Origin of the sequence: Luteolibacter flavescens, from assembly GCF_025950085.1 — a bacterium.
Taxonomy (GTDB): Bacteria; Verrucomicrobiota; Verrucomicrobiia; order Verrucomicrobiales; family Akkermansiaceae; genus Haloferula; species Haloferula flavescens.
Window position 1 is genome coordinate 1 of the sequence record NZ_JAPDDS010000012.1, and the last position, 18,411, is coordinate 18,411.

Consider the following 18,411-nt stretch of genomic DNA (forward strand, 5'->3'; position numbering starts at 1 on the left):
CAACGCGCTATGGCACCATGGCTGGTGGTGCTTGCCTGTCCCGGGCGGAATGAATTCCGCGTTCCCAGTGGTTTTCCTCGCTTATCGTTGGGGCGATGTGGGCGATGTGGCGTTGCCGGTGAAGCGGGCAATCGGGGGGCGCTTCGGGCCGGTCTGATGACCGGCGCTCCCAGGGGGGGGGGCGGGGGGGCTCCGGGTGAGGAGGGCTTAGTTTGGTGGGGAGCTTCCTGCGGCCTTGAGATCGTGGGGAGGGTGGGAGCAAGATTTGGTCATGAACCGTTGTCCTTGGCTGCCGGTAGACAGGCCGTTGTATGTTGAATACCACGATACCGAGTGGGGTGTTTCGTCGCGTGATGAGCGGTATCTTTTCGAGATGATCTGCCTTGAGGGTGCACAGGCTGGTTTGTCGTGGTGGACGGTGTTGCAGAAGCGCGAGCGCTATCGGGAGGTTTTCCGGAACTTCGTGCCGGAGGAAGTGGCGAAGATGAAGGACGCCGAGCTGGAGAAGCTGGTGCTCGATCCCGGAATCATCCGTCACCGCGGGAAGATCCTTGCGGTGCGGGAGAATGCAAAAGCGTGGCTGACCTTGCGCGAGCGGGAGGGAGATCCGGTGGAATGGATATGGGGCTTCATCGGCGGAAAGCCGAGGGTGAGCCAATTCGAGGTGATGTCCGACTTCCCTACGAAGACACCGGAGTCCGACGCGCTGAGCAAGGCCCTGCGGAAAGCGGGATTCAATTTCGTGGGGTCCACTACCATGTATGCCTTCATGCAGGCAGTCGGGATGGTGGATGATCACACGGTGACCTGCTTTAGAAAAAAGTAGAGTGGTAGGGATCTGTTGGATGGCTTGATCCGCATTTGGTGATCCCGGCGGCCGTCTCCCACATGCAAAGAGGCGCAGCCGTCTTGAGACGGCTGCGCCCTTTCAATGCTTCCTCAAGTCACCAAGTATAGTGGGCGGTGTAGGTGACCTTTTTCTCCTCGTCGGGAGCGAGAGTCACGATGAACTCGATCTTCTGCGCGTCCTTCTTCACGTGCTCAGCCGAGGCGTCCTCAATTTTCCACTCCAGCCAGCGCCAGAGGTGCTCCCGGACGATGATTTCCTTCGGTTCTTTCGAGCGGTTCTTCACGGTGACCTCGATGGTCTCCTTCAATGATTCCGCGCGTTCGTCGTATTGGAAGTTGGTGATCTTCCGCTCGCCCACGAGGTCGAAGGCATTGCCCGTATAAACGGATACGTCCTCGTTGCGCGGGGTGTGGTCGATGTTGTTCTCGCCGACGAACTCCAGGTTCCCGTCCTGATCGTCGGAACGGTAGAAGCGCATCCGGCCGGCGGGGAGTGGGACGCCAAGGCCGTTGCCCTCGTCGTTCTTGAATTCCCAGTAGATCGCCACGTCCTTCGGGAATTCCTGGCCTTGGAGCGGTTGGACTTGGGGGCCGCCGCGTCCGAAGAAGCGCATGGATGCCGCATCGTAGACATACTTCTTCTTTGCCTTCACCTCGGGCGCACGGAGGAACTCGACCTGCTTGGTCTCCTTGTCACGGATCGTGAGCGGGCGCTGGAGGGTGTAGAGGTGGAAGTCATCGAAGGCCTTCTCCTGCACGGCGGGAGCGGAGTCGGCCATCTCCCGCATGCGCGAGCTGAAGCGCAGGTGCTCGGCAGGGGCATTCTGCTGGATGATATTCACGTCGCCGGCGACCAGCTTGACCTTGGCGTTCTCGAAGCCGGTGCCGCTCCGATTGTTGACGGTCACCCAACCGGTGAGAGTCACGGTGTCGCCTTTCTCGGGGGCCACGAGATTATAGTCGGCCTCCCATTGGAAGCCGTTGCTGAGATAGGAGAGCTGGGCGTCGAATTTCGCTTCCGCCTGGCTGTGGATCTGCCAGCCGAGGGTAGGGCGCAGGATCGATCCGTCGCCCAGGGTGGGGAAGAGCGGCTCTCCGGGAAGCTCGAAGCGCAGCTTACCATCAATCTCGATGATCGGCTCCTGCGGTTGTCCGCCCGGGACATAGCCGGAGCGGATGATCTTTCCGGGCTTCACCTCCACCTTTCCGTCGAGATAGGTGGTGCGGAAGTCAATCGTCTGCCCCTCGAAGTGTTGGAGCAGCAGCCACTTGCTGACCGGGTCATTGCGATAGCTTTGCTCAAGGATGGAGAAGGCCGCCTTGCCGGTGGGATCGCGCAGGACCACGGAGTCCGGCAGCACCTGCGCGGTGGCGCGGTCGAAGCTCAGCGGATTCTCGCCGGCCTTCAGATCGAGAGGCAAGGACTCGCGCACGACGGCGAGGTTCTGATTGTAGATGGTCAGCGCGGTCTCGGCCTGGACGGCGGTGATAAGAGCAGTGGTGAGAAGAATGGTTTTCATGGTTACTTGCGGGGTTCGACGGCGTCGTAACGGACGATTTTGAAGTAGCTGCCCTTGCGAACGGATTCGTCCTTGGCGAGGGAGAAGGTCATCTCGCCCTTCTGGAAGGGCCACGCGACTTTCTTCACCATGATGCCCGACTCGGGCGTGGGATTCTGGTCGCGGCAGATGAAGGTGAGCTCCTTGTGGGGATACTCCGGCACCGGCTTCGTGATCTCGTAGGTGATCAGGTGTTCGGTGCGAATCCAGTTTCCCTGCTGGACCGTGCTGATCACGGTGTCGCTCTTGAAAGTGGCGGTGACTTTCAGCTCCGGTGCCGTGTCCGGCTGGGGAAAGATGATCCGGTCCTCGGGGAGGCCTGCGGTGGTTTTCACCGGCTCGGCGGCAAATGCTAGGCAGGACAAAAGTGGCAATAGTGCGATGGATTTCATGGCGGGTTCATCAAGCATGACACCGCTCGGGGAAAATCCTTGGGAAAATTTCGCCACCGGAGTGGGGCGTGTTAGCTTCGTCCCGTGAAGCTACTGGACGAGCACGATTGGCCGCGCCTGCTGCGACCGGGCAGCCGGGTTTTTATCGGTGGCAGCGCCGCGGTACCTCATGCCCTGGTCGCATCGATGCTCCGGCATGCCGATCGCTTTATGGACCTGGAGATCGTGCACATCCACGGGCTGGGGCCCACGCCGTGGATCGAGCCGCAATACGAGCAGGTCATCCGGACAAATTCGTTTTTCCTCACGCCTGCGCTGCACGATGCGGTGGAGCGCGGGCAGGCGGACTACACGCCGTGTGCGATGTCCGAGGTTCCTGCGCTTTTTCAAAGCGGGCGCATGCCTCTCGATGTCGCGCTGGTTCAAGTGACTCCGCCGGATGGCGATGGACTTTGTTCGCTTGGAGTCAGCGTCGATGTCACGCGGGCTGCGGTGAAGAGCGCGCGCCTCGTCATCGCGCAGGTGAATCCGAAGATGCCGCGCACGGGAGGCGAATCGCTGATCCCGGTGAAGGAGATCGACTACTTCTACAAGCATACCACTGCATTGCCCGAGGCTGAGATCGCGGAGTTGGACGAGCGGCAAGAGCGGATCGGGCGCTATGCCGCGCAGTTGATCGACGATGGTGCGACGCTTCAAGTCGGGCTCGGCAATACGCCGGAAGCCGTTATCCGCGCGCTGAGGAAGCATCGGCATCTCGGTATTCACACGGGCATGTTCAATGACGCGCTGATGGACCTGGTGCGTTGCGGCGCGGTGAATAATTCCCGCAAGAGCTACAAGCCGGGGAAGATCATCGCGAGTCACGTGCTCGGCAGCCGGAAGCTCTACCGCTTTGCCGACGGTCACGCGGACCTCGAGCTTCACCCCAGCGACTGGGTGAATGATCCGCAGCGGATCGCGAGGAATGACAAGATGGTGTCGGTGAACGGCGCTCGCGAGATTGACCTAACAGGTCAGGTGGTGCGCGATTCCAGCGGCCATCGTTTCTATGGCGGGGTGGGAGCGTTGCAGGATTTCATCCGTGGAGCGGGGAGAAGCAAGGGAGGCCGGCCGATCATCGCGCTCACCTCGTTGACCGATGACGGGAAGGACTCGCGGATCGTCGCGGGACTGCAACCGGGCAGCGGTGTCTGCACGGGGCGCGGTGATGTCCACCACGTGGTGACCGAGTACGGCATCGCTAGTATTTACGGCCGAAGCATCCGCGAGCGTGTCGCCAGGTTGGTCGAGATCGCGCACCCGGATCACCGGGAGGCGCTGCTGGAAGGGGCGCGGACGCGAGAATGGCTGCCGAAGTTTTTCACGATGCCTGGCGGCGCGCGGGACGAGGTGGAGAGTGGTTGGGTGACTTTCTCGTGCGGACGCTTCCGGCTGAGGCCGCTGCATCCCAGTGACATGAAGGCGCTTCAGTCGTTCTTCTACTCGCATGACGAGGAGACGGTGCGGCTCCGCTATGGCTACCGGCGTGACCGCATGACGGGTGAGTCCGCGTACAAGCTGGCGGCGGTGGATCAGGGGAAGGATCACGCCTTCGGGCTCTTTGCGGAGACCAGCGGTCGTGAGGAACTCCGCGCTATCGGTCGCTACTATCTCGATCCTTCCGGGACGGCGGCCGAGGTGGCCTTCGTCGTCCATGAGAATACCCGGCGGTCGGGGATGGCGGGCTTCCTGTTAGGCGAGTTGGCGCAGGTGGCGAAGAAGCGTGGCATCGTGGAATTTTGGGCGAGCGTCATGGCGGAGAATCATGGCATGTCAGCGCTCTTCGCCCGGGCCGGCGGTGTATCGAGAGGCCTGGGTGAAGAACGGGAATTCCGACTGCCGATAGGACGCATCTTGCGCTGGCGGAAGGGCTACCTGACTCACAAGAACATCCGCCGAGATCCGAGATGAAACCCATCGGAGTTCACTACGATTCCCGCTACGAGCGTCACGACACGGGGCCCGGCCATCCCGAGTCCGCCGCTCGCTACCGCGTGCTGCGCGAGGCGCTTGAGAAGCTTCCCATGGAGATCGTGCGCTTGCCCGGTAGAAAGGCGACGGTCGCGGAGATCCTGCTCGCGCACGAGGCCTACTATCATGACGTGGTCTATCGGGACGTGGTCTCTTGCGCGGACATCCTCCGCACCGGTGATACGGCTCTTTCCGAGGAGAGCTACGATGTGGCGCTGGAAGCGAGTGGCGCGGTGATCGAGGCAGTGGACGCGGTGATGCGGGGCGATATCTCCCGGGCTTTTTGTGCCGTGCGTCCTCCCGGACATCATGCGACTGCCGAGCGCGGCATGGGCTTCTGCATCTTCAATCATGTGGCCATTGCCGCGAAGCATCTTCAGCAGGCGCATGGCTTGAAGCGGATCGCGATTGTCGATTGGGACGTCCATCATGGAAATGGCACGGAGGCGATCTTTGAAGCGGACCCCGGTGTTTTCTACGTGTCGTTCCACGAGGAGGGAAACTATCCCTACACGGGGCTCGCCACGGATCGGGGTCGTGGAGCGGGGGAGGGATACACGTTGAATCTTCCGCTGCCGCATCGGTCGGAAGGCGGCATCGCGCTCGCTGCCTGGGACGAGCATGCGGCTGCCGCGCTCAATGATTTCCGGCCGGAATTCATTCTCGTCTCCGCGGGTTTCGATGCGCGGAGAGATGACCCACTCGGAGGCCTACGCTGGGAAGATGAGACCTTTGCGGAACTCACGCGGCGAGTGGTCGAAATCGCAAACAAGCACGCGCAAGGACGAGGCGTCTCGTCACTGGAAGGTGGCTACTATCCGCCGGGCCTCGCCTCGGCAGCGGTGGCCCATGTAAAAGCCTTGGGATTGTAGGGAGGGGAGAAAAGGCTTGAAGGTTTGCCAATTGGCGGTAATTTGTTGCCATATGGCGGAGGGCGAATACTCATCCACACTTCGGGAAGACCCCGGAACCTATAAGGTTGGTGGTTCAGGTGGTCTTGAGCGCACCGTCGCCGTACTGCGGGACTTCGGCATGAGAGCCGGAGCAAGATCCGGTGGTCCATTGGCCCAGGTCCGAGACGCGCTGCATCGGGGGGTGCCCCGCTCGGCCTTTGACGGGCTCCGCGAAGATCTCGGAGTTTCCTCCGATGAACTGGCTGACATTCTCGGGATTCCGCCGCGGACGCTTTCGCGACGGACCGACCGCTTCAAGCCGGACGAGTCAGAGCGCCTGTTGCGGCTCGGCTCGGTGCTGCGAAAGGCGGCGGACGTCCTGGAAGATCCGGAGGCAGTCCGGCGCTGGATGCTCCAGCCCAAGCGGGCTCTGGGTGGGCTCACCCCGCTGCGGTGCTGTGATACCGAGATCGGAGCCCGCGAAGTCGAGGCCCTGCTGATCCGCATCGAGCACGGCGTTTTCTCATGATCCGCGCTTATCGTCTCTGCAAGACCCGGCACGTCGCGACCGCCTTCACGGGGGACGGTGCCCGGATCGCGGGAGGGCGTTGGAATTCACCGGGCATCCCGGTGGTTTATGCCTCCTCCACGTTGTCACTGGCGACCTTGGAAGTGCTGGTTCATCTGGATGACCCAGACGCCTTTGCCCGCTTGTTCTCGTGGTTCTCGGTGGAGATCCCGGACAGCCTGATCGAGGTCTTCGACGAATCGCAGCTTCCTCCCGGCTGGTGTGCAGACGAGACGACGAATTCGACGCGCGCGATCGGTGACGATTGGGCGCGGTCCCAGCGCTCCGCGGTGCTCGCCGTGCCGTCCATCGTGACATCCGGCGAAAGGAATTACCTGATCAATCCCGGACACCCGAGGACACCATCCATCCGCATCGCGAGTCCGCAGGCATTCCGCCCGGACCCGCGACTGATGAAGGGCTGATCAGAATTGCCAGCCGAGACCGAGGGTGAAGCCCAGTGCATCGATGCCGGGATTCGGGTCGGTCTGTCCGCCATTCGAGTGGTGGATGAAATAGGCTCCGCCCAGCACCGAAAGGTTCGGCGCGATCTCCTGACGGACTCCGAGCTGGGAAAACCAGTTCAGCGTGAAGTCCTGGCCCTGTCCTTCGGGATCATTGGTGGAATTCGTCCAGCCGAAGCCGCCGCCGATGGAGAAGAAGAGCGAGGTCTTTTCGTTTGGAAACCAATACTCGATGGATGGCGCTCCATTGACCCCGAAGTAGTAGTCCTCCGGCCCCTCGACGATGGACTCCATCAGCAGAGAAAAGCGGCTGCGGACCACGAGGCGTGCGCCATCTTCATCCTCCCACCAGGTCAGCACGGTGGGGCTGCGCAGGGTGAACTGCGTCGGCGCGATCTCGTAGTCGATGGCGGTATTGCTGCCGATGTTCCAGAGATAGCCGGACTCCAGGGTTAGCTCCCATGCCTCTGCAGGGTGATCCGCGCGGGGGTAGGAATTGATCGGAGCGATCTGATCCTTGGCATCCCTTTTGTTCAGGATCTCGTCGATGTTCGCGCCGCCGTCCGTCTTGGCAGCGGGCTTTGTGGTGGCGGGCTTTTCCGCGGCGAAAGCCGGGACGGCCAGCAGGGCGAGGAGGGCAAGGGTCTTCATCGGGGTTTTGTGATCGGTGAGAGGGAAGCAATCAGATGTAGTCCTCCTCGTCGCCGGGGACGGGAGGGATGAGGTCTTCGCGTTGAAGCAGGCGCTTCAGGTCGAGATCGTCCAGAAGGTCCTCGGGAGTTCGGACGACGGTCAGCGCATAGGGAGCGAGTCGATCGAGCTCGGCCACGGTGCAGTGGACCATCGAGGATACGATGTCGGCATCGTAGCGCTCCTTGTCGAAGAGATTGGTGATGCGGAAGACGAGGCGCTCGCGGTCGAGGTCATACTCGAAGCCGCCGAGGTTCAGTGTCTTGTTGGCACGGGCCAGCAGCTCCAGCACATAGGGACGGTGCCCGTCGTCGAGCGGCAGCGGCATTTCCCCGATCACCGCCAGCGCGTTCATCGGAGTGTAGGCCTGCACGGTCATCTCGATCCGGGTATGGTGACCGGTGAAAACGGAGCGGAGGACGTCGCGGCCCTCGACCAATTCACAGTGCCAGCCATTGGCTCCGAATGCTTCTTCGACGGTGAGGATCTGGCGGGATGGCGGGCGCATTTATCGGGATGGTGAGTGGGAGACGGATGGCTCCGGATTCGCGGGAAGACGGCCTTGGATCGCCTTGGCGAGCAAGGCACGGCGGTCCTTCGTGATCGGTGAGAGCGACAGGTGGATGCCCGAGGTCTTTTCCGCGGAGAAGTGCAGCGTCAAGCGCGAGTCATCAATGTCTGCCGCCGTGATCTGCGCCCACGGGATGACTTGCATGTTGGTCGCTGGCCGGAAAAAGGGAAAGATCTCCACGCCGATCGGGCTGAGGAGGAGGTAGGCGTGCTTCCCACAATGCCAGGCGAGCCGGCCGAGAAGGATGGAGATGCCGAGCGGGATGAAGCCCCAGGCCGGGTGAGGAAGCTCCGGCGTATCCGCCCGGTAGGGGGTGAGCAGGAAAAACACGAGCCCGGCCATCAGGCACACCGCGGCGGAGATCCAGAATGCCACGGCCTGCCCGGCGCGGGTGAAACGCAATTCCTTCTGGGGTTCGGCGACGGCCATGCGGGGAGAGGGTGGAGCGTGGGAAGGAGCGTGCCAAGAAAGGAGATAGGGCGGGGGAGACGGGGGACTTTCCGCTCAAAGCCCGAGCTTGGCGCGCTGTGACTTTGGTAGCCCGGCCACGACGAGGTCGTAGGAGTGATCGATCAATTCGCCGACCAGCGATGGCGGCAGCGAGCCATCGAGCAGCACGGTGTTCCAGTGGCGCTTGTTCATGTGATAGCCGGGAAGGACGGCGGAGTATTCGTCGCGCAGGAGCACGGCACGCTCGGGATTGCACTTGAGGTTAATGCGGGACGGGAAGTCCTCGGGCATGGTGAGGGCAAACATCTTGCCCGCCACCTTGTAAACGAGCACCTCGGGGCCGAAGGGCGTGGTCTCCTCCGCGCCGGGCTTTGAGAGGAAGTGGGCGATGACTTCGGGCAGGTCCATGATGGCGGCGTGGTTTCCCGGAATGAAGCCTTTCCAAGAATACAGTGCTACTCCGAAGACGTGCCGGGAGCGAGGCCTCACACCATGGCGATCCGCTCGATGCTTCCCGCATAGCGATCCAGTGGGCTGGTGAGTCGCGGGATCGCATTGAAAACAAGGAACACGACCAGGCGATCATCGCAGCGGAGCAGGCCGATCTCGACCCGGGCTTTGGTGAGTTCCGCGCAGAGATGGGCGAACTTGCTGAAAATGCCGTCCACCTCGGACTCGTCCACGCCAATGACCGTGCCGTCCTTCCGCACCCCGAGCAGCAGCAGGCCTCCATTCGACCAATGAAGCTCCGGGAATGCCTTCGCGATGCGGAGAGCGCCCGGGGTGGACTCCTCGAAAACGACCGCCTTTTCATAGGCTGCGATCAGCGCGGCCAGAGTGGAAACGTCGTGGACGGTCATGACTTTCCCATGACTCTATCCAGACCGGGAGATGAAGTCGATGGGCAAGTTTTTTCTGTCCGGCACGCGACCGGATCGGGGCCGTGAATGGTAGATGTGACAAGGGGCAATCCGATTGTCGGGACGTCTTATCTCCGGGTTTGTTGTTCGGACTTCATCTTATCTTGTTCATACCCCAGAAGATTACGTAATTCACGCAGCTTTGTGAGGTCGGAGAGGTTGGCGAGTAGTCTGAAAAATCTGCGTAGTTTGCGAAAATGCGAAACGCCAAGGGTCTCATTTAGAGGCAGTTTCGTGGATCGGTGGCTTCCACGCGATTACGTAATGGGAAACTAATTAAGGAATGCAGATAGTGATGGCGTCAAAGGCAACGACTTTCCCAAACACCCAACCAGCCACCTCCCATGAATGCTCAAGACAAGATCCAGCAGCTTGCGATGGCAGCTCTCCGCTCCGCTCCGGCTCCGACTGGAGTCCCAAAGCCAGCCACCTTCATGGCCGCTCCGGAGAAGCTCCGCCAAGCCATCCCGGCAACAGCGAGCGAGCAGGAGGTGAAGTCCGAGCCGGCAACTCCGGCCGCTGCTCCCGCACCGGTGCCAGCAGTGGCAGCCGCTCCCGAGACCCCGGCATTCAAGGACGAGGGATGTCCCGAACTCCGCGCGATGATCGAGGAGCGCGATGCGGTGAAGGATAAGAAGAACAAGCGGACGAGCCTTGCCGTCACCCTAGCCCTGCTGGCGATGCTGGGTTCCGCCGGTGGTTGGTTCGCGGTGAATCCGGAAGCGCAGGCCAAGGTCGCCAGGATCGTCCCCCTGTTCAAGGAGTCGATGCGCGACGTGAAGTCGCTCGCGAACACCAAGGAGAATTTCGACAAGCAGCTCGAGAAGATCGCCGTCCACGGCAACCACATCGAAGACGCCACCCGTGCGATGGGTGTCGATCCCGACTCCGTGCCGGAAGGTGCGGGAGAGGAGATCGACGGCGCGATGAAGGAGATGATGGGCGGGCAGAAGACCACCTCCGAGCGTAATCTGGAGATGCAGCAGAAGCTCGGCATCGTCGGACAACTCTTCGGCGACAAGAAGGACAAGGCCGGGAAGGAAGCTGACACCGCTGAGAAGTAATCCGCGGCGAAAAAGCTGGCCAGCGCTCCGGCGACGCGGCGGCATCAGTCCTGTGGAGCACGAGCCCTTTCTTGAGATCCGGGATGCAACCGTCTGGCGCGGGGAAACCTGCGCCTTGCGCGATTTTTCCCTCACGCTCCGCCACGGTGAAAGCGTCGCGATCCTCGGGCCGAATGGCGCGGGGAAGAGCACGCTGCTCAAGCTGCTGACCGGCGAGGTGAGACCGGAAGCGGACCCGCGGACGGTCTGTCGGCTCTTTGGCGAGGAACTGTGGTCGCTGGAGGAGCTCCGCCACCGCATCGGCGTGGTGATGCCGGAGGACGTGGCCCGTTTTGATCGGGAGGAGATAGGGGCAGACGTGGTGCTCTCGTCGCTCCGAGGTGCCTTCGGGCGCACGCGCGACATGCGGTTTTCCGCAAAGGACCGCGCTGCGGCAGACGCGGCGATGGAGCGGCTAGGCGTGGCGCATCTGGCGAGGCGGGAGTTCGGAACGCTTTCTTCCGGCGAGCGACGCCGCTTTCTCATCGCGCGCGCCCTCGTTCACGATCCCGCAGTGCTGGTGCTCGACGAGCCCTCGACCGCGCTCGATTTCACCGCCGCCATGGGGCTGACCACGGTGATGCGGGAACTGCTCGCCCACGGCCATACCCTGGTGCTGGTGACTCATCATCCGGGAGAAATTCCTCCGGAGATCGGGCGGGTCATCCTCTTGGAGAAGGGTGCAGTGCGGGTCGATGCCCCGAAGCGGAAAGCCCTGAAGGGAGAGCTTCTCAGCGGGCTCTTCGGGCTCCCATTGAGAGTTACGTGGAGCCGGGGATGGTGCGAGGTCCGGCCGGGGGAGTTGTGAAATTCCGCTTGCTGTTGGAAACGATCGGGGTTTTCTGGTCAGCGTGCGCAGCGTGTTTGCATGGCTACTGATGTTCGGCGTGATCGCCGGACTGTGTGGCCGCGTGCTCGCGCTGGATCACGTGCATTCGAAGGTCCACACCTCCCAGTGCTCCGGTCACGATCACGATGGTCATGACCATGATCACGAGTCCACGGACGACCATTCGCATGAAGGTTGCCCGCCCGGACCGCACGAGCATCACACCCACGCGTGCTGCCATCCGGCACCGCTCGCGGGGATGGATCTGCAGCAGCATCGCATGCCGCCTCCGGGTGCCGTATGGCTCTGTGTTTCCTGGGTCACGGCCTTGCCGCCGGATGAGCCCGTGTTTGCCTTGGACAAGCCCCCTTTGATCTGAGCGTCCGTTGTTAGACGCTCCATCGTGCCCGCGTGGCGCGATGTCCTCCGCCCTCTGACCCTCTTTGTCCGGCGGTCCTCCTGTCAGGAATATCATCAGGTCCATGCCCTGCCGTCGGCGGGCGACCACAGCTTTTCCATTCATGCATTCACTCTTTTCACGTGCCCTCGTGGCACTCGTCATCACGGTATCCGCAGTCCGGGCGGAGCCGGGGGTGGTGGTCTCGCTCGCCAGTGTCGGCGACCGCGTCCGCGCCCAGAATCCCGACCTTGCCGCCGCCCGCCTCCGCATCCGCGAGGCGCTCGGCCGCATGAACCAGTCCGGCCGCCTCTCCAATCCCGAGATCGAGACCCAGGTCAGCCATGACCCCCGCTACCGGGAGCGGAGCCTCGAGATCGGCTTCGTCCAGCGCTTCCCGCTCACTAATCGCCTGCGGCTCGAGAAAAGCGTCACCCTCGCCGAATACAAGGCCTCCGAGGCCGAGGTCCGCGAGGTGGAGCGCCAGATCATCGCCGAGGCCCGCGAGGGCGTCGTGAGCGTGCTGGCCATCCGCCAGCGTCGTGAGCTGCTCGACCAGCAGTCGGCGCTTGCGAAGGAGCTTTCGGACTTCCTTTCCGGCATCGCCGAGAAGGGCGAAGGCTCGAAGCTCGATGCCGGGCAGGCCAAGCTCGAAGCTGCGGGCATCGCGCTGGAAATGCGCCAGCTCGATGCCACGGAAGCCGCCGCCATCGGCACCCTGAAGCCGCTGCTCGGCATGCTGCCCGCCCAGAAGCTGCTGGTAAGTGGCAGCCTGCCCGCGCCAGCCATCCCCGTGGCAGACGTCAACCACGCCCGCAGGCCAGACTATCAGGCCGCGATCCTGCAGGCGGATGCTGCCGCAAAGGGCGTGGAGCTGGAGCAGGCGAAGCGCTACGACGACGTGGAAGCCGGCATCTTCGCCGGTGCCGAGCGCACCGAGGACGCGCCGGACGGCTACGACAAGGAAGCCATGGTCGGCTTGCGCTTCACCTTCCCTCTGCCCCTCTGGAACAAGAACGAGGGCGCGATCGAGGAAGCCCAAGCCCTGAAGGAACGCCGCGACAAGGAGGCGAACGCCTTGGCCCGGTCGATCCATCTGGAAGCGGAAGCGGCGCGCTCCGAGATGCAGCAGTGGACCAAGCTGCTCGATGAACTCGGCGGCACGCTGATCCCGCTGGCCGAGGAGCAGGCAAAGGCGGCGGAGGATGCCTTCCGCCAAGGGCAGGGTGAACTCCAGACCGTCTTCCGCACCCGCGAGAAGCGGCTGCAGCTCGCCGCCGCCCGCCTCGACGCCTTGCAACAATTCCACCTCGCCCGCGTGCGCCACGAAGCGGCGGCGGGCAAACCTTGAACCATTTTTGTCAGACCATGAAATTTTCTGTTATCCTTTGCATGGGAGCGCTGCTGCTCCCGCATGCCGCCTTCTCCGCCACCGAGGGCGGGACGGTACTCCTCACCGAACAGGGTGTGAACAACCTTGGAATCGAGATTGTTACGGTCGAGGAGGCCGAGTTCCAGGACACCGCCTTCGCACTCGGGCGCATCGAGACCATACCCGGCCGCACCGGCGCGGTGAGCAGCCGCATCTCCGGCAAGCTCGTGGAGCTGCGTGTCTCGCCCGGAGATTCGGTGACTGCCGACCAGATCGTCGCCGAGGTGGAAAGCCGTCAGGCGGGCGACCCGCCGCCGGTCATCCCGCTGCGCGCGCCGCTGAAGGGGCTGGTGATGCATTCCGATGCCCGCCTCGGCGATCCCGTGGAGCCGGACAAGGCGCTGTTAGAAATCACTGACCTCTCCGAGGTCCACGCCGTCGCACGTGTGCCGGAATATCAGGCGGGCATGCTGAAGCCTGGCTCCAAGGCGAGGATCCAGGTGGCCGCGCTCGGCGAGAAGGAATTCGAGGGCGAGCTGATCCGCTTCGGCACCTCGGCCGATCCGGAGAGCGGCACCATCGACGCGTATTTCCTGCTGCCAAATCCGGACGGCGTGCTCCGCCCCGGCATGCGCGCCGAATTCTCCATCGTGAAGTCGATGCGCGAGGGCGTGCTCTCCGTGCCGAAGGAATCGCTGCAGGGGAATCCAGCGAACCGCCACGTCTATGTGAAGCACCCGAAGATCCCGAATGCCTTTGACCGCGTGAGCGTGCAGACCGGCGAGACGAGCGCGAATCGCGTGGAGATCGTGGACGGCCTCTACCCCGGCGACGAGGTGGTCACCCGCGGATCGTATTCGCTCGGCTTCGCAGGGCAGGGGGGAGGTGTCTCGCTGAAGGAAGCGATGGATGCCGCCCACGGCCACGAGCACAATGAGGACGGCTCCGAGATGACCCCGGAGCAGGCCGCTGCTAAGAAGGCGGCAAAATCCGGTGAAGCCGGCCACGAGCATGGAAGCGCCGCTCCCGCGTGGCGTGAGAAGTTCTTCATGGCTACCACCGCGTTGCTCTTCGTGCTGCTCGTGCTGAGCTCGGTATCGAAGCGAAAGGGAACCCCGGAACTCACCTGAACCCATGCTGAACATCCTCATCCGATGGTCGCTGCGGAACCGGGCGATCATCCTCTGCATCTCATTCCTGATCCTCGCGCTCGGTTTCAAGACCGCCCGTGAGTTGCCCGTGGAGGTCCTGCCGGATCTCACGAAGCCAACCGTTACCATCCTGACAGAAGCTCCCGGACTCGCTCCGGAAGAAGTGGAGGCGCTGGTCACGCAGCCGATCGAAAACTCGCTGATGGGCGTGGCGGGGCTGACCCGCATGCGCTCGACATCGGACATCGCGCTGTCGCTCGTCTACGCGGAGTTCGAGTGGGGCACGGACATCTATCGTGCGCGGCAGTTCGTGCAGGAGCGGCTTCAGGTCGCCCGCGAGTCCTTGCCGGAAGATACCCAGCCGTACCTGACCCCGGTCGCCTCGCTGATGGGCGAGATCCTGCTCATCGGCGTGCGTAGCACCGATGGAAATACCGTGCCGATGGATGTGCGCACGATCGCCGACTGGACGATCCGCATGCGGCTCCAGTCCATCTCCGGCGTCGCCGAGGTGCTCAGCATGGGTGGCGGCGTGAAGCAGGCCCAGGTGCAGCCGGATCCATGGCGCATGCAGGCGAATGGCGTCTCCATCGAGGAGCTGGAGCAAGCCGTGCGCGAGGCTGCGACGAACTCGACCGGTGGCTTCATCGACAAGGGAGCGCAGGAAATCATGGTGCGGAATCTCGCGATGACCGTGGAGCTCGAGGACATCGCCCGGACGGTGGTGAAGGTCACCAACGGTCGACCCATCGCGATTTCCGACGTGGCAAAGGTCGCGTGGGACACCGAGCCGAAGCGCGGCGACGCCAGCGTGAACGGCGTGCCCGGCGTGATCATGAGTGTCACGAAGGCTCCCGGCTTCGACACCATCGACCTCACCGAAAAGATCGAGGCCGCGATCAACGAACTCCAGCCATCCTTGCCGAAGGGCGTCGAGGCAACGGTGATCTTCCGCCAGCGGGACTTCATCGACGGCGCGATTGGCAACCTGTCGAAGGCCATCGTCGAGGGTGCGGTGATGGTGACCGTGGTGCTGCTGCTCTTCCTGCTCAGCCTGCGCACCACCTTCATCACGCTGATGGCAATGCCGCTGAGCTTTGCGATCACGCTGCTGACCTTCAAATGGTTCGGCCTCAGCGTGAACAGCATGACCCTCGGCGGTCTCGCCGTGGCCATCGGCATGGTGGTCGATGATGCCATTGTGGACGTGGAAAACGTCTTCCGGCGGTTGAAGGAAAACGCCTCATTGCCGAATCCATTGCCGAAGCTGGAAGTGATCGCACAGGCCTCCGGGGAAGTGCGGAATTCCATCCTCTACGCAACGGTCCTCATCGTGCTGGTCTTCCTTCCGCTGCTCGGACTGTCCGGTGTGGAAGGCCGCCTCTTCGGCCCCATCGCCATCGCCACCATCGTCAGCATGATCGCGTCCTTCGTGGTCTCGCTCACCGCCATCCCGGTGCTGTGCTCGTTGCTGCTGAAGGTGAAGGTCAAGGCTGGCGATCATGGTCATCAGGACGGCTATATCGTCCGCGGATTGAAGAACTTGCTCCGCGTGACCTTGCTGCGCATCAGCCTGAAGCAGCCCGTCATCGTGCTGGCCGTCGTCTCCATCCTGCTGGTGATGGCGCTGATGCTATTTCCCCAGATGAGCCGGGACTTCCTGCCGAAGTTCCATGAGGAAACCGTTGTCGTCACCACGGGTGCGGCACCGGGGACCTCGCTGGCGGAGATGTCGAATCTCGCCGAGGCCGTGGAAAAGCAGATCCGCGAGGTGCCCGAGGTGAATCACATCGGGCGGCGCATCGGTCGTGCGGAGCGGAGCGATCACGTCGTGCCGGTCTCCAATGTGGAGTTCGACATCGACTTCAGGAAGGAGGAAGGCGGGCGCAGCAACCAGGAGATCCTCGATGACATCCGCGCGCGCATCCAGACGGTGCCCGGGACATTCAGCATCCTCTCCGGTCCACTTTCGCACCGCATCCAGCACTTGCTGAGCGGGGTGACGGCACCCGTGGCCGTGAAGGTATTCGGCCCGGATCTCGATACGATCACCGCGGTGGGAGCGAAGGTGCAGGCCATCGCGAAAACCATCCCCGGACTGGAGAATGCGAAGCTCGATCAGCAGGCACCGATCCCCCAGCTCCGCATCGAGTTGGATCGCGAGCGCGCGCTGGCCCACGGCGTGTCGCCCGGCGAGCTGAACTCGGAGCTGGCCACTTTGCTCGGCGGCAGTGCTGTCTCCCAACTCCGGGAGAACCAGCGGACGGTCGATCTCGCGATCCGCTTGCCGGAAGAATGGCGTAGCGATCCGGATAAGATCCGCGAGCTGCCCATTCATACGAAGACCGGCCGGAACATCCCGCTCAAGCTGGTGGCGGACGTGCGTGAGGCGTCGGGCCCCAGCTCCGTGCATCGCGAGAATACCCAGCGCCGCTACGTGATCGCCATCACTCCGACGCAGCGCAATGCCGGTGAACTGGTGCGCCAACTGAAGGAGAAGGTCGATGCCGAGGTGAAAACCCCGGAAGGCGTCTTCATCAGCTACGAAGGGGAGTTCCAGGCGGAGCAGGCCGCGGCACAGAGGATCGCGGTCCTTTTCTCCGGAGTGCTGGCGGTCATCGTGCTACTACTGTGGTCGTACTTTCGCAGCCTCATGCTCGCGGTGCAGGTGCTGCTGAATCTGCCGCTGGCACTCATGGGCAGCCTCGCGCTGACCTGGCATCTGGTGGGAAATATCAGCATCGCCACGCTCGTCGGCTTCATCGCCGTAGGCGGGGTGGCCGCGCGGAACGGGATCATGATGATCTCCCACTACCTGCACCTCATGAAGCACGAGGGGGAGGGCTTCACCTACTCGATGATCGAGCGGGGGACGCTGGAGCGACTGGTGCCCGTCACGATGACGGCGCTTTCCGCGGGCATCGCGCTCATCCCCTTCGTCCTGTCGAGAGGAGAGCCGGGGAAGGAAATCCTCAGCCCGGTGGCGATCTGCATCGTCGGCGGCCTCGTCACCTCGACCTTGCTAGACTTCGCCGTGACGCCCGCGGTCTTCCGTCTCTTCGGCCGCAAGGCCGCCCAGCGGGCCCTGGAACAAAATGCGCCTGCAACACACTGAATGAATCACCCCTGACATCCGTCATTCAAACCGAACCATAGAAACCGACCGATACCATGAAACTGAACCTGATGATCCTGCTCGCCCTGCTCGGATCCCCGCTGGCATTCGCCGACGAAAAGCACGACCACGGCAAGGAGACCAAGGAAGAACACGCCGGCCACGATCATGATCATGACCACGGCGATCATGATGACCACGACCACGATCACGGCGACGAGAAGAAGGGCCCGAATGGCGGCCATCTGGTCGAGTCGAAGTCCGGCATCATCCTTGAAGTCGTCGTGGACAAGGAGCGCAAGGCCCGCGTCACCTTCCTCGACAAGGACAAGAAAGCCGCGAAGCTGGAGGCTCAGACGATCACCGGCACCGCAGGTGAGCGCTCCGCCCCGGTGAAGCTCGCCTTCGCCAAGGGCAAGGATGACGATGCGAACGTCCTGATCTCGGACAAGGCACTGCCGGAAGGTGCCCACGTGGCGATGATCCTCGTCATCAAGACTGCGGCTGATGCGAAGGCGGTGACGGAGCGCTTCGAGCTGCACCTTCACTGATGAAATCCGGGGCGTGGGTCGGGAATAGCTCCCTTGACCCGCGCCTCTCATTTGTGAGAAGTTGATTTCGGATGCGACGGGCAATTGCAGCACTGTTGTTGATCTGCCTCGGGATTATGATCCCGGTGGCGGCGACACCCGTGCGCCTTTGTCTGCTGGAGCATCGACTGCTCATGCCGGGCGCATCCGGGTGTGAGTCGGAGAAGTCCAAGTGCTGCCCGGATTGCGGGGAGCATCAAGAGGAGTCCTGCTGTGTGGATCTGGAGGATCTGCCGGACGCCACGGCTCCTTCATTGCCTGAGGGGCTGCCAGCCATCGCGGCGATCGACTTGCCGCCGGTGATCTTTGTTCTGCCGCCGGTGGTGCTGGTGGAAGCCTCGGTTTACGAAGCGGCGGTTCCCATCCGTGGGCCGGATTCGCCCGCGGCGTGGCGAGCCTTGTTGGAAGTCTGGAGACTGTAGGCGGCATCCTTGGATAGCCGCCTTCGGTCGTGCGTTTGCGCGGCCGGATTGCATGCCCGTGAC

The 18,411-nt window shown here is 62.8% G+C and carries 20 protein-coding genes; 13 read left to right on the forward strand and 7 right to left on the reverse strand.

Going from position 1 to position 18,411, the window contains the following annotated elements:
- Positions 1-271 precede the first annotated feature (271 nt).
- Complete coding sequence (locus tag OKA04_RS18510) at positions 272-826, forward strand: DNA-3-methyladenine glycosylase I (protein WP_264502691.1); 555 nt, start codon at positions 272-274, stop codon at positions 824-826.
- 118 nt (positions 827-944) lie between these two features.
- Here OKA04_RS18510 and OKA04_RS18515 read toward each other — a convergent pair whose 3' ends face one another.
- Positions 945-2,369, reverse strand: a complete 1,425-nt coding sequence (locus tag OKA04_RS18515; RefSeq protein WP_264502692.1) for a DUF4139 domain-containing protein — start codon at positions 2,367-2,369, stop codon at positions 945-947.
- A gap of 2 nt (positions 2,370-2,371) precedes the next feature.
- On the reverse strand, positions 2,372-2,800 hold the full coding sequence (locus tag OKA04_RS18520) for a hypothetical protein (protein ID WP_264502693.1): 429 nt from the start codon (positions 2,798-2,800) through the stop codon (positions 2,372-2,374).
- 84 nt (positions 2,801-2,884) lie between these two features.
- Between OKA04_RS18520 and OKA04_RS18525 the strand changes: the two genes are divergently transcribed.
- The 4 genes from OKA04_RS18525 to OKA04_RS18540 all read left to right on the forward strand — a co-directional run bounded on the left by OKA04_RS18525 (position 2,885) and on the right by OKA04_RS18540 (position 6,699).
- A complete protein-coding gene (locus OKA04_RS18525) occupies positions 2,885-4,753 on the forward strand; it encodes a GNAT family N-acetyltransferase (RefSeq protein WP_264502694.1) in 1,869 nt (622 codons plus the stop codon).
- Entirely contained in the window at positions 4,750-5,685 is a 936-nt protein-coding gene (locus tag OKA04_RS18530) for a histone deacetylase family protein (protein ID WP_264502695.1), read from the forward strand. Before OKA04_RS18525 ends, OKA04_RS18530 begins: the two co-directional genes overlap by 4 nt.
- Before the next feature lie 223 nt (positions 5,686-5,908).
- Positions 5,909-6,235 (forward strand): Xre family toxin-antitoxin system antitoxin, encoded by a 327-nt coding sequence (locus OKA04_RS18535; RefSeq protein WP_264502696.1) that lies wholly within the window; start codon positions 5,909-5,911, stop codon positions 6,233-6,235.
- Positions 6,232-6,699 carry an RES family NAD+ phosphorylase gene (locus OKA04_RS18540; protein ID WP_264502697.1) on the forward strand — a complete coding sequence of 156 codons (468 nt, stop codon included), beginning with the start codon at positions 6,232-6,234 and terminating at the stop codon, positions 6,697-6,699. Before OKA04_RS18535 ends, OKA04_RS18540 begins: the two co-directional genes overlap by 4 nt.
- Here the strand turns inward: OKA04_RS18540 and OKA04_RS18545 are convergent, their stop codons facing one another.
- The 5 genes from OKA04_RS18545 to OKA04_RS18565 all read right to left on the reverse strand — a co-directional run bounded on the left by OKA04_RS18545 (position 6,700) and on the right by OKA04_RS18565 (position 9,309).
- Positions 6,700-7,389 carry an acyloxyacyl hydrolase gene (locus OKA04_RS18545; RefSeq protein ID WP_264502698.1) on the reverse strand — a complete coding sequence of 230 codons (690 nt, stop codon included), beginning with the start codon at positions 7,387-7,389 and terminating at the stop codon, positions 6,700-6,702.
- Between the two features lie 31 nt (positions 7,390-7,420).
- Positions 7,421-7,936, reverse strand: a complete 516-nt coding sequence (locus tag OKA04_RS18550; RefSeq protein WP_264502699.1) for a YbjN domain-containing protein — start codon at positions 7,934-7,936, stop codon at positions 7,421-7,423.
- Positions 7,937-8,428 carry a hypothetical protein gene (locus OKA04_RS18555; RefSeq protein WP_264502700.1) on the reverse strand — a complete coding sequence of 164 codons (492 nt, stop codon included), beginning with the start codon at positions 8,426-8,428 and terminating at the stop codon, positions 7,937-7,939.
- Positions 8,429-8,503: 75 nt separating this feature from the next.
- A complete protein-coding gene (locus OKA04_RS18560) occupies positions 8,504-8,857 on the reverse strand; it encodes an MmcQ/YjbR family DNA-binding protein (protein WP_264502701.1) in 354 nt (117 codons plus the stop codon).
- Between the two features lie 77 nt (positions 8,858-8,934).
- Positions 8,935-9,309, reverse strand: coding sequence for an AlbA family DNA-binding domain-containing protein (locus tag OKA04_RS18565; protein ID WP_264502702.1), 375 nt, complete (start codon positions 9,307-9,309; stop codon positions 8,935-8,937).
- Positions 9,310-9,713: 404 nt separating this feature from the next.
- On the opposite strand from OKA04_RS18565, the gene OKA04_RS18570 reads away from it, so the two are divergent.
- From OKA04_RS18570 to OKA04_RS18605, 8 genes are all read left to right on the forward strand, one after another.
- On the forward strand, positions 9,714-10,433 hold the full coding sequence (locus OKA04_RS18570; protein ID WP_264502703.1) for a hypothetical protein: 720 nt from the start codon (positions 9,714-9,716) through the stop codon (positions 10,431-10,433).
- Between the two features lie 115 nt (positions 10,434-10,548).
- Positions 10,549-11,280, forward strand: coding sequence for an ABC transporter ATP-binding protein (locus OKA04_RS18575; RefSeq protein ID WP_264502704.1), 732 nt, complete (start codon positions 10,549-10,551; stop codon positions 11,278-11,280).
- 43 nt (positions 11,281-11,323) lie between these two features.
- Entirely contained in the window at positions 11,324-11,680 is a 357-nt protein-coding gene (locus OKA04_RS18580; protein ID WP_264502705.1) for a hypothetical protein, read from the forward strand.
- Positions 11,681-11,822: 142 nt separating this feature from the next.
- A complete protein-coding gene (locus OKA04_RS18585; RefSeq protein WP_264502706.1) occupies positions 11,823-13,049 on the forward strand; it encodes a TolC family protein in 1,227 nt (408 codons plus the stop codon).
- Between the two features lie 17 nt (positions 13,050-13,066).
- Positions 13,067-14,200: an efflux RND transporter periplasmic adaptor subunit gene (locus OKA04_RS18590; protein WP_264502707.1), complete on the forward strand. Its 1,134-nt coding sequence runs from the start codon at positions 13,067-13,069 to the stop codon at positions 14,198-14,200.
- A gap of 4 nt (positions 14,201-14,204) precedes the next feature.
- The gene (locus tag OKA04_RS18595) at positions 14,205-17,336 is read left to right on the forward strand and encodes an efflux RND transporter permease subunit (RefSeq protein WP_264502708.1); all 3,132 of its coding nucleotides are present in this window, start codon (positions 14,205-14,207) and stop codon (positions 17,334-17,336) included.
- 56 nt (positions 17,337-17,392) lie between these two features.
- On the forward strand, positions 17,393-17,887 hold the full coding sequence (locus tag OKA04_RS18600; RefSeq protein WP_264502709.1) for a hypothetical protein: 495 nt from the start codon (positions 17,393-17,395) through the stop codon (positions 17,885-17,887).
- A gap of 173 nt (positions 17,888-18,060) precedes the next feature.
- Positions 18,061-18,348, forward strand: coding sequence for a hypothetical protein (locus tag OKA04_RS18605; RefSeq protein WP_264502710.1), 288 nt, complete (start codon positions 18,061-18,063; stop codon positions 18,346-18,348).
- Positions 18,349-18,411 lie beyond the last annotated feature (63 nt).

Bases quoted from the DNA above. Each gene is read 5' to 3' on its own strand.
- OKA04_RS18565 (WP_264502702.1), bottom strand. From the start codon at position 9,309: ATGACCGTCCACGACGTTTCCACTCTGGCCGCGCTGATCGCAGCCTAT.
- OKA04_RS18550 (WP_264502699.1), bottom strand. From the start codon at position 7,936: ATGCGCCCGCCATCCCGCCAGATCCTCACCGTCGAAGAAGCATTCGGA.
- OKA04_RS18595 (WP_264502708.1), top strand. From the start codon at position 14,205: ATGCTGAACATCCTCATCCGATGGTCGCTGCGGAACCGGGCGATCATC.
- OKA04_RS18540 (WP_264502697.1), top strand. From the start codon at position 6,232: ATGATCCGCGCTTATCGTCTCTGCAAGACCCGGCACGTCGCGACCGCC.
- OKA04_RS18520 (WP_264502693.1), bottom strand. From the start codon at position 2,800: ATGAAATCCATCGCACTATTGCCACTTTTGTCCTGCCTAGCATTTGCC.
- OKA04_RS18555 (WP_264502700.1), bottom strand. From the start codon at position 8,428: ATGGCCGTCGCCGAACCCCAGAAGGAATTGCGTTTCACCCGCGCCGGG.
- OKA04_RS18510 (WP_264502691.1), top strand. From the start codon at position 272: ATGAACCGTTGTCCTTGGCTGCCGGTAGACAGGCCGTTGTATGTTGAA.
- OKA04_RS18545 (WP_264502698.1), bottom strand. From the start codon at position 7,389: ATGAAGACCCTTGCCCTCCTCGCCCTGCTGGCCGTCCCGGCTTTCGCC.
- OKA04_RS18605 (WP_264502710.1), top strand. From the start codon at position 18,061: ATGCCGGGCGCATCCGGGTGTGAGTCGGAGAAGTCCAAGTGCTGCCCG.
- OKA04_RS18515 (WP_264502692.1), bottom strand. From the start codon at position 2,369: ATGAAAACCATTCTTCTCACCACTGCTCTTATCACCGCCGTCCAGGCC.
- OKA04_RS18570 (WP_264502703.1), top strand. From the start codon at position 9,714: ATGAATGCTCAAGACAAGATCCAGCAGCTTGCGATGGCAGCTCTCCGC.
- OKA04_RS18590 (WP_264502707.1), top strand. From the start codon at position 13,067: ATGAAATTTTCTGTTATCCTTTGCATGGGAGCGCTGCTGCTCCCGCAT.
- OKA04_RS18530 (WP_264502695.1), top strand. From the start codon at position 4,750: ATGAAACCCATCGGAGTTCACTACGATTCCCGCTACGAGCGTCACGAC.
- OKA04_RS18560 (WP_264502701.1), bottom strand. From the start codon at position 8,857: ATGGACCTGCCCGAAGTCATCGCCCACTTCCTCTCAAAGCCCGGCGCG.
- OKA04_RS18600 (WP_264502709.1), top strand. From the start codon at position 17,393: ATGAAACTGAACCTGATGATCCTGCTCGCCCTGCTCGGATCCCCGCTG.
- OKA04_RS18585 (WP_264502706.1), top strand. From the start codon at position 11,823: ATGCATTCACTCTTTTCACGTGCCCTCGTGGCACTCGTCATCACGGTA.